This window comes from Pseudobutyrivibrio sp. (assembly GCF_015057185.1).
In the GTDB taxonomy this organism is placed as follows: Bacteria; Bacillota; Clostridia; order Lachnospirales; family Lachnospiraceae; genus Pseudobutyrivibrio.
Map to the genome: position 1 here is coordinate 1 of NZ_SVEV01000024.1, position 14,245 is coordinate 14,245.

Annotated in this window: 13 protein-coding genes; all 13 read right to left on the reverse strand. The window is 38.0% G+C overall.

From position 1 onward, the window contains the following. Positions 1 to 80 precede the first annotated feature (80 nt). On the reverse strand, positions 81 to 1,154 hold the full coding sequence (gene prfA / locus E7276_RS10315; protein ID WP_294217142.1) for a peptide chain release factor 1: 1,074 nt from the start codon (positions 1,152 to 1,154) through the stop codon (positions 81 to 83). Between the two features lie 51 nt (positions 1,155 to 1,205). Beyond that, on the reverse strand, positions 1,206 to 2,036 hold the full coding sequence (prmC, locus tag E7276_RS10320) for a peptide chain release factor N(5)-glutamine methyltransferase (protein ID WP_294217144.1): 831 nt from the start codon (positions 2,034 to 2,036) through the stop codon (positions 1,206 to 1,208). A gap of 2 nt (positions 2,037 to 2,038) precedes the next feature. Next, positions 2,039 to 2,968 (reverse strand): DUF1385 domain-containing protein, encoded by a 930-nt coding sequence (locus E7276_RS10325; RefSeq protein ID WP_294217147.1) that lies wholly within the window; start codon positions 2,966 to 2,968, stop codon positions 2,039 to 2,041. Positions 2,969 to 3,173: 205 nt separating this feature from the next. Further along, on the reverse strand, positions 3,174 to 3,380 hold the full coding sequence (gene rpmE / locus E7276_RS10330; protein ID WP_015550865.1) for a 50S ribosomal protein L31: 207 nt from the start codon (positions 3,378 to 3,380) through the stop codon (positions 3,174 to 3,176). Between the two features lie 110 nt (positions 3,381 to 3,490). Then, complete coding sequence (locus E7276_RS10335) at positions 3,491 to 4,006, reverse strand: DUF4364 family protein (RefSeq protein WP_294217156.1); 516 nt, start codon at positions 4,004 to 4,006, stop codon at positions 3,491 to 3,493. A 207-nt stretch (positions 4,007 to 4,213) separates the two neighbouring features. Next, positions 4,214 to 5,365, reverse strand: coding sequence for an NAD(P)-dependent malic enzyme (locus E7276_RS10340; RefSeq protein ID WP_294217282.1), 1,152 nt, complete (start codon positions 5,363 to 5,365; stop codon positions 4,214 to 4,216). A 22-nt stretch (positions 5,366 to 5,387) separates the two neighbouring features. Beyond that, on the reverse strand, positions 5,388 to 6,845 hold the full coding sequence (rho, locus tag E7276_RS10345; protein WP_294217158.1) for a transcription termination factor Rho: 1,458 nt from the start codon (positions 6,843 to 6,845) through the stop codon (positions 5,388 to 5,390). A 122-nt stretch (positions 6,846 to 6,967) separates the two neighbouring features. Beyond that, entirely contained in the window at positions 6,968 to 8,596 is a 1,629-nt protein-coding gene (locus tag E7276_RS10350; RefSeq protein ID WP_294217160.1) for an EAL domain-containing protein, read from the reverse strand. Between the two features lie 341 nt (positions 8,597 to 8,937). Continuing rightward, positions 8,938 to 10,584, reverse strand: coding sequence for a putative manganese-dependent inorganic diphosphatase (locus E7276_RS10355; protein WP_294217164.1), 1,647 nt, complete (start codon positions 10,582 to 10,584; stop codon positions 8,938 to 8,940). A gap of 32 nt (positions 10,585 to 10,616) precedes the next feature. Then, positions 10,617 to 11,288 (reverse strand): hypothetical protein, encoded by a 672-nt coding sequence (locus E7276_RS10360; protein WP_294217167.1) that lies wholly within the window; start codon positions 11,286 to 11,288, stop codon positions 10,617 to 10,619. Positions 11,289 to 11,305: 17 nt separating this feature from the next. Beyond that, positions 11,306 to 12,703, reverse strand: coding sequence for a glycine--tRNA ligase (locus E7276_RS10365; RefSeq protein WP_294217169.1), 1,398 nt, complete (start codon positions 12,701 to 12,703; stop codon positions 11,306 to 11,308). A gap of 23 nt (positions 12,704 to 12,726) precedes the next feature. Further along, complete coding sequence (locus E7276_RS10370; RefSeq protein ID WP_294217171.1) at positions 12,727 to 13,521, reverse strand: hypothetical protein; 795 nt, start codon at positions 13,519 to 13,521, stop codon at positions 12,727 to 12,729. After that, positions 13,518 to 14,243, reverse strand: coding sequence for a DNA repair protein RecO (recO, locus tag E7276_RS10375; RefSeq protein ID WP_294217174.1), 726 nt, complete (start codon positions 14,241 to 14,243; stop codon positions 13,518 to 13,520). The genes E7276_RS10370 and recO overlap by 4 nt, the downstream gene beginning before the upstream one ends. Positions 14,244 to 14,245: the final 2 nt, after the last annotated feature.

Consider the following 14,245-nt stretch of genomic DNA (forward strand, 5'->3'; position numbering starts at 1 on the left):
AAAAAGGATTCAGTGCCCATCCGTTAGGATGGTGGCTGAATCCTTACCTTTTAGGGGAGTTTTTTAACAGCTCCTTTATATTACTTCTCGTTCATCTTTGCAAGCTTAGCAGCCTGATCAGCAGCTATAAGTGCATCAAGAATTTCCTGAATGTCTCCATTCATGATTTTATCAAGTTTGTAAAGTGTGAGATTGATTCTGTGGTCTGTAACACGTCCCTGTGGGAAGTTGTATGTACGAATCTTCTCGGCACGATCACCAGTACCAATCTGTGAACGACGCTCAGCAGCCTCAGCATCCTGCTGCTTCTGCATCTCTAAATCATAGAGCTTTGCACGAAGGAGTGCAAAAGCCTTTTCCTTATTCTGAAGCTGTGACTTTTCTGTCTGGCTATAAATAACAATACCAGTTGGGTAGTGAGTAAGACGTACAGCTGAATCAGTTGTGTTGACACACTGACCACCGTTACCAGAAGCACGCATAACGTCGATACGGATATCCTTCTCATCAATTTGAACGTCAACCTCTTCTGCCTCAGGCATAACAGCTACAGAACATGTAGATGTCTGGATACGTCCCTGTGACTCTGTCTCAGGTACACGCTGAACACGGTGTACACCTGACTCATACTTAAGGATTGAGTAAGCACCAGTTCCCTTAACCATGAACTCGATGTTTTTCATTCCACCAATACCTGTCTCATCTGCTTCAAGAAGCTCAACCTTCCATCCACGTGACTCAACATAGTGTACATACATACGATAAATTTCTGCTGCGAAAAGAGCTGCCTCTTCTCCACCTGCACCTGCACGGATTTCAACGATTACGTTCTTGTCATCATTAGGGTCCTTTGGAAGAAGTAATATTTTAAGCTCCTGCTCAAGTCTCTCAACCTCAGCCTGAGACTCCTTCATTTCTTCCTTAGCAAGCTCCTTCATCTCCTCATCAGACTCTAATTCAAGAAGCTCTAATGAATCCTGGATATTCTGTTTATGAGCTGAATACTGCTTGTATGCCTCAACAATAGGCGCAAGGTCAGACTGCTCCTTCATAAGAGCTCTAAATCTAGCATTATCATTTGCTACATCTGGCTCAGAAAGAAGGTTCATAACCTCTTCATATCTTAAAACTAAGTCTTCTAATCTATCAAACATATAAAACCTCCATGTTGTATCAAAAATATATCTAAACGGTAATTAAAGGCGCTATAAATGTCCTTTAACAACGCGATCATTTCCTGGCAAGTCTTTTATTACTTCAACATCCTTAAATCCAGCATCTGTAAATAGCTTTGCTACATCAGGCCCCTGATCATAGCCAATCTCTACTAACAACCAGCCGCCATCATTAAGGTACTTTTTTGCATGGGCGGTAATTTCCCTATAGAAAAATAATCCATCCTCTGTACCATCTAACGCCAACATAGGCTCATGGTCTTTTACCTCTGGCTCTAACTCCTCAATGACCTTTGTTGGAATATATGGTGGATTAGAAACTATGGCGTTAAATTTGCCGTTAACAGCTTGCCATAAATCTCCTTTAACAAAATCTACTTTGCGGCCTACTAATCTAGCGCCGTTTTCTCTAGCTACCGCCAGAGCTTCTTCTGAAATATCTACACCAATTCCAGATAGTCCCTGTCCCAAAACAACAAGAGAAATAATAACACATCCACTGCCTGTACACAAATCCAAAATATGGCTTCCAGTAGGGATAACTTTTAACGCCTCTTCTACAAGAGTCTCGGTATCTTGGCGAGGAATAAGTACATTTTCGTTAACCCAAAATGTTATACCCATAAAATCCTGTTCACCAGTAATGTGCTGCAATGGCTCATGCTTAGCTCTTCTATATAGAACATCTTGATATTTATAAAGTATATTTTCATCTATTGTCTCATTTTGCTTGAGAAAATAATCTGATTTTGACATACCGCTGACGTATGATAATAAATACCAAGCATCTAGCTTTGCATCGTCAATATTCTCAGATTCCAATAGAAATATTCCCTTATTCAAGGCTTGACAAAATGTCATATCTAGAAACACTCCTTGTTACTTTCAATAAAATCCTTCCAATCAAAAACTGCTTCTACAGATGCAATTCCAACCTCTATCATTTCGTCATCAGGCTCCTTAACTGTAAGCTTCTGTAACCAAAGACCTGGTTTTGAAAAAACATCTACAACTTTATTTTCTGAACGTCCTGCCAATCTAATAAATTCATAAGAAATACCGGCAATAACTGGAATCAGTAATAATCTAGCCACCAGCTTTAACCATACATTTTCAAATGTGATAAACATGAAAACAAAAACAGAAATAATAAATACTATAAAGATAAAGCTAGTTCCACATCTCTTGTGAAAACGAGTGGATGAACGAACATTTTCTACTGTAAGTTCCTTTCCTGCTTCCACACAATTGATGCATTTGTGTTCAGCACCGTGGTACATAAAGGTACGCTTAATATCTTCCATATGAGAAATCGCAACAATATAGCCAATAAAAATTGCTATTCTAAGGATTCCTTCTATTAGGGCAATTAATGTCTGAGATTGAATGTATTTGTTTAGTCCCAAAGAAATAAAATATGGCAATGCAAAAAATATACCAAGAGCAAGGACAAAGGAAACCACCAATGTTCCACCCATTTCTGCTTTTTCTTTACGCTCAAGTTTCTTAAGCTCAGCATCAGTCAACGTAGATTTATCTACAGACTCCTCTTCATCTTCAAAAAAACTAGCTGAGTACATAAGAGTGCTGAGTCCTATCACAAGGGAATCAAAGAATGAAACAACGCCTCTGATAATAGGAATCTTGTGCCATATGTTATTTATATCTTTTGTGTTTTTTACATCAACAGCAATATCATTGTCAGGCTTTCTGACTGCCACGGCATATTTATTGCCGTTTCGCATCATAACACCTTCCATTACAGCCTGACCACCTATACCCGAATACTTCATATACTTCCTGTCCTAATCCGCTGGTTACGCTCTCAAGCCTAAGATATTCCTTCCGTTCGCTAACATGCTCACTTCAGGAACACTTAGAGCTTGATATCTACCAGCTCATATAAATTCCAAATAATTATTCGCATCCGTGTTTACGGTTATACGAAATAAAGGGCTGAGACGAAAAATCTCAACCCTTAAATGTCCATAAAGTAAACTACTTTGCGTCAATACCATACTTCTTATTGAACTTGTCAATACGTCCACGAGCCTGTGTAGCTTTCTGCTGGCCTGTGTAGAATGGATGACACTTTGAACAAATTTCTACGTGGATGCTTTCCTTTGTAGAACCTGTAACAAATGTGTTACCGCAGTTACATGTAACTGTAGCCTGGTAATAATCTGGATGGATACCCTGTCTCATTTAATTTCACCTCTCATTTAATAATGTTTACAATTTCCAACTGTAATTAAATGCTGTTTAAATGCGAGGTCTCGCATTTCATCCCGATTAACAGCTCTATAACTATATCATCAGTTCATTAGTATGTCAAGTATGGAATCAAACACTTCCTCACTACGAACCTTCCAGTTGTTACAAAGAGTCTCTGCCTGTTCCTTAGTTGCAACGTGGAAACTGATATCCAGTGTAGGAACATCATTTTCAGTAACTCTAAGTTGAACTACATAACCGCCTCTATCGGCCTTGAAATAAGTAGCTCTATAAGAGTTTTCTTCTTTCATTGTGATAGAATTAGCCTTTAAATATTTGTTAATATCCTTTGATAAAGCAACTGTAATTTTGTCTTTGAATAACTCAAGTGTTTTTCTGCCCTCTTCAGTGATTGAATAGGTTGTATTATTATGGTCAGATTTGGAAGAAATAAGACCTGCTTCCTCATCATCACTAATAGCCTGTTGGGCTGTAAAATAATCAGTCAAATCGCCATCCAAAAAGAAATCTGTAATTTGACTATTACTAAGCGGGAAACCACTTCGATTAAGTAATTCTAGTATTGTGATTTTATATATCATGGTTGGTTCAGCCATGGTATCCCTCCTTTACGTATAGATATTGCTTTTAGGTGTAGATAATTCTCAACCTAAAGATACTCAGGTTAACTATGTTATTCAAAAGGTACTACGAAGCGGCCAGCACTTAGCGAAGCTCCGCTGAGCTTAGTACTGCTGCCAGCTGAGAGTAGCGAGAGCGTGCCGCTGAATAATATAGTTAACCTGAGTATCTGTAAATTTTAATTAAACTAACGCTCTAATAGCATTAGCGACAGCCACAGCTACACGTGGATCAAAAGCTTCTGGCAAAATGAACTCGTCAGAAAGCTGCTCATCAGAAACAAGTCCAGCAATAGCTTTTGCTGCAGCAAGCTTCATTTCTTCTGTGATTGCAGTTGCTCTAGCCTCAAGTGCTCCTCTAAAGATGCCTGGGAATGCAACTACATTGTTTACCTGATTAGGAAAATCAGAACGGCCTGTACCAACAACACGAGCGCCAGCAGCTTTTGCCTCATCTGGCATAATCTCTGGTGTAGGATTTGCCATAGCGAAAAGAATTGAATCCTTTGCCATTGATGCAACCATTTCCTTTGAAACAATACCTGGTGCAGAAACACCAACAAATATGTCTGCCCCAACTAAAGCGTCAGCAAGTGTACCCTTTTCATGAGAAAGATTTGTTACCTTTGTCATTTCCTTCTGCATCCAGTTAAGGTTAGGGTACTCTGGACCAATTATGCCTTCACGATCACACATTGTAACATTCTTGAATCCGTAAGTAAGAAGTAACTTTGTGATAGCAACGCCTGCAGAACCAGCGCCATTAACAACAACTTTACAATTTTCTTTTTCTTTGCCAACAACCTTTAAAGCATTGATAATTCCAGCAAGAACTACAATAGCTGTTCCGTGCTGGTCGTCATGGAATACAGGAATATCTAATTCCTTTTTCAATCTCTCCTCAATCTCAAAGCAACGAGGAGCTGAAATATCTTCAAGATTAATTCCTCCAAATGTAGGAGCGATAGCTTTTACTGCTGCCACTATTTCATCTGGATCCTGAGTATCTAAAACGATAGGGAATGCATTGACACCACCAAACTCTTTAAATAAAACGCATTTACCTTCCATAACAGGCATTGCTGCCAAAGGGCCAATATTTCCAAGTCCCAGAACTGCTGAACCATCTGAAACTACTGCTACTGTATTTGATTTAATAGTGTAGTTATATGCTTCTTCACTGTTTTCAGCAATTATACGACATGGTGCTGCAACACCTGGTGTATATGCAATGGATAAGTCCTCTCTATTTTTGACTGGTGCCTTTGAAACGGTTTCAATTTTACCGTTCCACTGTTTGTGTAAGAATACCGCTGTTTCGTCTACTGATGCCATCATGCTCTCCCTTCTCAATCCACTAAATTACTCTTTTTCTGATAATCATATCTATATATTCATCATTACTCTTGGTATGAGCGAACATATTCAAAATAGTCTCAACGGCATCTTCTCTTCGTGCACCGTTGATTGCTTTTCTCATAATCTCCATAGCATCTAATTCTTTTTGTGAAAGAAGTAGATCCTCTCGACGAGTACCAGAACCTGTAATATCGACAGCTGGGAAAATTCTCTTTTCAGATAGCTTTCTATCGAGGATAAGTTCCATGTTACCTGTTCCCTTAAATTCCTCGAAAACAACGTCGTCCATCTTTGAACCAGTTTCAACAAGAGCTGTAGCAAGAATTGTAAGACTGCCACCCTCTCTCATATTTCTCGCTGCACCAAAGAATTTCTTTGGCATGTGCAATGCTGCTGGATCAAGACCACCAGAAAGTGTACGTCCAGATGGTTGAACTGTAAGGTTGTATGCACGAGCAAGTCTTGTAATGGAATCAAGAAGAATCATAACATCCTGTCCATGCTCAACAAGTCTCTTTGCTCTTTCAATAACCATCTCAGAAACACGCTTATGATGTTCTGGGCTCTCATCAAATGTAGAATATATAACCTCAACATTCTTGCTGTTTCTCATAGTGTCCTTCATATCTGTAACTTCCTCAGGACGTTCATCGATAAGCAGAATGATAAGATGCATATCTGGATGGGAATAATTAACAGATGTGGCAACTTCCTTAAGAAGTGTTGTTTTACCAGCCTTTGGCTGAGAAACGATCATACCACGCTGTCCCTTTCCAATTGGGCTAACCAAATCAACAATTCTCATAGCAACTGAACTACGCTGACGTTCAAGTCTGATTCGTTCATTTGGGAAAATAGGTGTAAGGTCCTCAAAATTAGGACGCTTAGTTGCAGCTTCTGGAGAATAATTGTTGATAGTGTCAATTATCATAAGTGCTGCAAACTTGTCAGTTGGGTTATTAAAACGCTTTTTACCAACAATTATATCGCCGGTTTTAAGGTTAAATTTCTTAATTTGTGACTGAGAAACATAAACATCCTCAGTACCTGGCATATAGTTATCGCAACGAATAAAACCAAATCCATCGCCCATTACCTCTAAGATTCCACTAGCAGGAATTAGGCCATCAGTTGGAATATCTGTTGGAATTTCTCTCTTTTCTTCATGTGCTCTATCAACCTTTTCAGGTCTTTCTTGCTTTTCAGCTGTAGCATGCGCTGACTCTGAGGTCTTTGTTCTACGAACTGTTCTAGTTCTCTCAGCCTTTTCAGTTTTTTCAGTATTCTCAGCTTTTTCAGCCTTTTCAGTATTAGCATTTGCTGCATCAATTTCGTCCTGTGCAAGCATAGCTTCTACTAACTCAGCCTTTTTCATAGAGGATGCGCCTTTTATTCCCCTAGCCTTTGCCAAGTCTCGTAAAACGGTAACCGCTAAACTCTCATATTTTTCTCTCATCTAACTCTCCTTATTACTAATTAAACATTAAGTGTGGAATTAAAAGTCGAATCGACTATTGAACTAAACTTCGATGATAAAATATTATATACTCAAATTTTAATTCTGTCTACGCTTAATGTTTAAGCAAACTTTTTAGACTTCTTTTCAAAGTAGCTTTCCACATTACCAACTGGAATTGGCTTTGCAAATCTGTAGCCTTGAATATATTCAAACCCAAGTTTAATTGACAATTCTTCCTGTTTTTGATTTTCAACTCCCTCAACTAACACAACCATGCCATGATTTTTAAATACTTCTACCATGTTTTTGATAAGCTGCATAAGAATCGGATCATCCTCAGACTTGTAAAGCAAAGTCTTGTCGAATTTTATTGTTTTGAATGGCAAGCTGACAATTCTTTCAAGATTTGAATATCCTGTGCCAAAATCATCTAGGTAAAAATGAATTCCTGCAGCATTAAACTCTTGCATATTATGAGCAATAGCCTCAATTTCATCATTGGTCATTGTCTCAGTCATTTCCAATCTGATTTTGTTACATGAAATACCATTCATTTGTATTATTTCGATTAATTCGTCATGTAGATCATAATCCATAAACTCTGAAAGAGATACATTAACAGATACTGCTTCAAAATTGTAATAGTCTTGTATCTCATATATCTTTTTGCATACCTTATTAAGAATAATCCTTGTAAGAGTGTGAACGCAGCCAACCTTCTCTGCTAGAGGAATAAATACATCCGGTTGAACAATCGTGCCATCAACATCTAGCCTCATTAGAGCTTCTGCATTTCTGTAGTCATTATTAGCCACATCGTAAATAGGTTGAACAAAAACTATTACTCTTGGATCATTCAAATCATCCTGATTTCTGATGTCGACAATACATTTTTCAATATGTCGTCTATCCTTGTAACGGGCGTAATCCTGCGCTGTCGCCTCATAACAATTAGACTTCTTTAAGGTCTCATGTTCAAACAAAAAGCCTATGTATGTATCAAGTGCGTCAACATTTTTTATTGAATCAGCATCATCAATAACTATCATATTGTACTCAGGTCTGTTGGAGAATTCCCAATTCATCATCGCTTCATCAAGTCTTCGCTTTAAAAAAGTTGTAGTCTGACGATTAAGAGCATCTGATTTATGTTCCAATATAATAGCAATGGTATAATCATTTATCTGATAAGCATAGGATTTATTATTGCGCTCCTCCATGCTTCTAATTTCCGTGGACAAACGTCTTTTCACAATATCCATCAGCTCGATATTGTCTACAATTTCAAGCCTTGGAAATTTAATACAAATCACCTTAAAGCTCTTATTTTTATTTCTAAGAGTCTGGAAGTGAGATTGAAAAGCCATTTTATTTTGGCAACCAGTAACCTCGTCAAATAGAATACTGTGAAAAATAATATAGCAAAGAATAAATGGCAGTACATATGTGACGCTCAAAAATACATATCTAGGATTAAATACCTGAACAATCAAAAGAACTATCTCAAGCGGCACAAACAAGCCAATATATTTCATAAAAATTTTAGGTATACCTCTTCTATTTATGATAATTGATGAGGTAACCAAAGCAATCTCTATTAACGCCATATAGATATTCACATTAAAAAGAGAAGTGAATCTATATTCAGCATCTACTATTTCAACATAGCTGTCTGATAAGTAAACAGCTCCAACGACAACCGCATAAACTGAAGCAAATATAATATTAGTGATATTTAAAATATCCATATTTTCTCTTTGCTTCAAGCTCAAAAGATGTATGTATGAAAACAAATGTGTGAGTATACCAAGATAAGTGACATAGTAGAACATCACTATAATCCTAAAGATAACACCCTGAATTGATGTAGAAATATTTATAAAATAAATACAACCTACATGCAAAAGAATATTAACAACAGATATGATCTGACCATAAAAGACGACAGAAAACACAGCGGTCTGCCTAGGACGGCTGACCACTGTTAAGTACAAAATTGAAATCGCTATTAAAAACATAACTTCTTCTGCCGCTATGTTAAAGCCATTTAGAATCATAACAAATTCTGCCTCGTGTAATTTAATATATGCTATTCCTGCAAAGACTCCATAATAGCTGGAATAAGCTGCTTCTTTCGAGATACAACTCCCTTTAATAGATAGCTCTCTGCAGCAACAGGCATTCTAAATGCATCGGCAATTATTTTATCGGCCTCCCCGCCAACGAATAGAAGCTCTGTTGATTCTTCAAGAATATCTGTAAGCATAACAAAGATAGCATTGAGCTCTGAATCATTGTTAAGCACAGTATTCATGTATTCTTGTAAATCTTTTTTGATTGAATTTAGCTGGCTCTTTGAAATTGAGCTTACCTGAGCCACACCAAATTTGATATCTCCACTTGTAAAAATCTTGTAATCCTGGTGGAAAATCTGATCTGCTGTACGGTCCTTAAAGTCACTGCCTGCCTCAAACATAGAAGTAGCCAATTCCTTAACATCAACTCCAGCAATATCAGCAAGTTTTCTTGCCTGTCTCTCATCCACTGGTGTACATGTAGGAGATCTAAACATTAATGTATCTGAAAGAATAGCTGAACAAAGAATTCCAGCGATATCCTTTGGAATATCAATATTTCTCTCATCATACATAAGAGACACTATAGTAGCTGTAGAACCTAAAGGCTGATTTCTAAATAAAATAGGTGAAACAGTCTCCAGTGAACCTAATCTATGGTGATCAATAATCTCAAGAACCTCTGCCTGTTCAATACCATCAACAGCCTGAGATTTCTCATTATGATCAACTAAGATAACTCTCTTCTTTTGCATATTTAAAAGCAAACGACGAGAAACCATGCCTACATAATGTCTATTTTCATCGAGGATTGGGAAATCTCGATGTCTAACAGTTTTCATAATATCTCTAACATCATCAACATAATCATCAAGTTCGAAGCTGATTATGTCGTCAGTCTTCATAAACTGACGAATTGGCATAGACTGATGAATAAGTCTAGCAACTGTAAATGTATCGTATTCTGTAGTAATCAATACACACTGATGCTCCTCAGCAGCAGCTACTACACTATCATCTACTGAACTAGCACCACAAACAACAAGGCAACTACATCCAGCTTCGATACAAATAAGCTGACGCTCTGTAATATTACCAACAATAGCTAAATCATCACGATTGATATCTTCTTTAAGATCCTCTCTGTTGTTGGATGCAATAACTACTGCGCCCTTAACAAAATATGCGTGAGAGTTTCCTGTAACTAAATTACCATTTAAGGTAGAAATAATATTGCTATACTGTGTACGTGCTCTAGACAAAATATTATTGTCATAAACATCCATATATGAATATGCAATATCACCATTTACAATTACGCCTTCGAGCTTTCCAGTCTTGGCAATAACTGGAAGTGTAACAACGTCTCTATTAAGCATAATTTCCCATGCTTTTTTAAGAGAAATATGTCCATCTACGCCCTCAAGTCGTCTGTATTCAATATCCATTAGCTGTGCGCCAACATCAGAAACTGTCTCTGGCTCAGGAATATTGAATCTCTGCAATACATAACGAGTCTCTTCATTAAGTGAACCCGCCTTTTTTGCAATATATGTATCACTTTCTGTGATTGTGTTTTTTAAATGCGCGTATGCTATAGCTGCGCAAATACTATCGGTATCTGGATTCTTGTGTCCGATAACAAAAACATTATTTGGCATAAGCCCTCCATAATCTAACCTTCACTCAAGGGTTAAAAAATGCCAAGTGATATAATAAACGAAGCAATTGAAACACCCATTGTGAGTAAAAGTAATATAATAATAACTACTGAAAATTTCTTTAAAGAGCTGTAATGTTCCAATGCTTTTACTGCCTGTTCTTCGCTGTTGTCATGTTCTTTAAGCAAATCTTGAATCAAACGATATAGATGCACTGACTCAGAGTGAGTCTTTTCTGATAACTCACTTTGAATTGTATCTAAACCATCAGAAACACTACGCAACGTATCCTGAAGATTTCTATTGTGCTCTTCATAAGACTCTTGATTATCGCTCACCTGACCCTTTATGTCAATCTCAAGTTGATCCATATTGGTTTTAACAACCTGCATCATTCTATCTACTTGAGTCTCAACATCTGCTACGAGGCTGTCGGCTTCCTCTTGTTTTTTGCTAAGTTCATCCTGAAGCTTAACATTTATTGCTTCTTTTTCTTTAACTAAAGCTTCAAGCTCTGCAGCCTTTTGCTCTTTTGCTGCAATAAGCTGCTGAAGCTGTGTAGCCTTATCTCTAAACGCATCTATCTGCGCTATTAATAAATCTTCACCATTATCTAGTGTCTGTGGAGCCGGTTCTTCAGGCTTTTCTGCATTAGAAATTTCTAACTCTTTGTAATCTGCTCCCTCAACATTCACTTTTTCCATAGCACATCTCCTCCCATTTAGAATGTAAACTTGTCAGCGAAATATGCGTCTAAGTCTGCGATAGCAATTCGCTCCTGTTCCATGGAATCACGGTGGCGAACTGTTACCATATGGTCTGTTTCAGACTCAAAATCGTATGTGATACAGAATGGTGTACCAATTTCATCCTGTCTACGATATCTCTTTCCGATGTTTCCTCTATCATCGAATTCACAGTTGTACTTCTTAGAAAGCTCTTCGAAAATCTTCTCCGCACCCTCGTTAAGCTTCTTAGAAAGTGGAAGGACACCAATCTTAACTGGTGCAAGTGCTGGATGGAAATGAAGAACTGTACGTACGTCGCTTCTCTCCTCGTCACCGATTTCTTCCTCATCATAAGCTGCACAGAGGAATGCAAGAACAACTCTGTCAGCACCAAGTGATGGCTCGATTACATATGGAAGATATTTTTCATTGAGCTCATCATCAAAGTATGTAAGATCCTGACCTGAAACATTCTGGTGCTGTGTAAGGTCATAATCTGTACGACTAGCGATACCCCAAAGCTCGCCCCAACCAAATGGGAATAAGAACTCGATATCAGTTGTACCAGTTGAGTAGAATGAAAGCTCCTCTGGATCGTGGTCACGAAGACGCATCTCATCCTCCTTAATACCAAGTGAAAGTAACCAATCACGACAGAAGCCTCTCCAGTACTGGAACCACTCATCCTGTGTACCTGGCTTGCAGAAGAATTCAAGCTCCATCTGCTCAAACTCACGTGTACGGAATGTGAAGTTACCTGGTGTAATCTCATTACGGAATGACTTACCAATCTGGCCAATACCGAATGGAACCTTCTTACGAGATGTACGCTGAACATTTTTGAAGTTTACAAAAATACCCTGCGCTGTCTCTGGACGAAGGTAAACTGTATTTTTAGCATCCTCAGTAACACCCTGGAATGTTTTAAACATAAGGTTAAATTCACGAATGTCTGTGAAGTTGTGCTTGCCACATGTAGGACATGGAACATTGTTGCTTTCGATGAATTCCTTCATCTCATCCTTGCTCCATCCATCTACTGAAGATTTGAGCTCAATGTTATTCTCAGCTGCAAAATCTTCAATAATTTTGTCAGCTCTGAATCTCTCGTGACACTCTTTACAATCCATAAGAGGATCTGAGAATGAACCAAGATGTCCAGATGCAATCCATGTCTGTGGATTCATAAGGATAGCACAATCAACACCAACGTTGTATTTGTTCTCCTGGACGAATTTCTGCCACCAAGCTTTTTTTACGTTGTTCTTGAGTTCTACACCGAGGTTACCATAATCCCAAGTGTTAGCAAGACCGCCGTAAATTTCTGAACCTGCGTAAACAAAGCCTCTCGCTTTAGCAAGAGCAATAATTTTGTCCATTGATTTTTCCATTTTAATTATTTCCTCTCTTATATTTATTCTACGCTGTAAATGATATATACCAACTCTGTGGAATCTTCATTTCCATCAGCCGGAGAAATCTTAATAGTATTATCTGCAATAACTTCTGTATCTGAGTCCGAAACATAGTCGATTGTGCCTGGCACTACAACTACTACATTCTCACTAACTACAGCAACTCTTTTGCCTGCAAATGCTGTATCTGCATCTACATTCTGCCCCTCGCCCTTTGTGGCGTCATTGACTGCGGCAAAAGTATTGTTGAAGGTATAACCAGCTGCTATTGCATTTTCATATGTATCATTATATGTCTGATATGATGTAGCTGAGCTATATGCATCTGCATCTACATATGAAGTTCTTACATAGCTTTTATTATCTGAAACAGATATTTTCTCAACTGAAACAGCTTCACTGCCATAAGCATCATTGAAGCTAGCAACATTTTCTTCTACAAAATCTTCTAATGAAGATTTGTCATATACATCTGTGTCAAAATCCACTATTTCCTCAAATACTACTCCACCATTCTCTTTAAAGGTAATGGTAGATGTATCCGCTACGCTGCCAGCTCCAGCAAAGAAGCCAACCAGCTTTGTGATCAAAAATATAATTAATGCTAATAATAGAGCACAGCCTGCACCGAATATAATACGATTTCGCATAACCTGTCTCTGTCTTTTTCTTCTACGAGCCTCCTGCAATTCTCTAGAAGCCCTCCCCTGAGTGGTCCTGTTCTGAGCAGGTCTGCTACCGGCATTTCGGCTCCTCATGCCTGTAGAACGACTTCCAGATTTAATGTCTGTCATAAAAATTCCTCACTCTTATACTTATGCGACATATAGTTTAATCTATAACTCGCCAAAATTCTAGTCAATTCTTCTTCAGTTTCCTCATTCAACACAAAAGTATACAACTTTTCTATCTTCGAGGAAACTATGAATTGCATAGTATATAAAGTAGAATTGCTTATCTCCACCCCAGATTCTAATTCGCCACAGGAGCTACATATCATCCCATGATGTTTGATAGAAAACAATTTGAGATTTTCAGTAGTTTTGCACTTCATGCATTGAAATACATTAGGATATTCACCATCAATAACCCAAGTTTTCAAGTCGTAAATATTTCTCAACAATCTATTAGTAAATTTCCCAGACTCAAGCGCCTTAAGACTTTGGTACAGAAGCGCTAATCTAGGTGTCTCATCAACACCTTCGACAGCTCTAAAATCTGCAACCTCAAGAAAATAGGAGCCCAAACAAACCTTATCGTAATCCGTTGCAAGGTCTCTAAAATAATTTGAAATATTAGCCCTACTGAGATGATAGGAATTTTTTCCTTCGAAAGCCTCAAAAGTACCAAAGCAAAATGGCGAGCATGCAGCAACAAGTGAATTATTAGGACGTCTGGCGCCTTTTGCAAAGGCTGTAACCCTACCAGCTTCTCTAGTAAGAATAACAAGCCTCTTATCAAACTCACCTACATCTGAGCTAGATAAAACAATTCCCGTAATGGTCACAAGTCCCATCT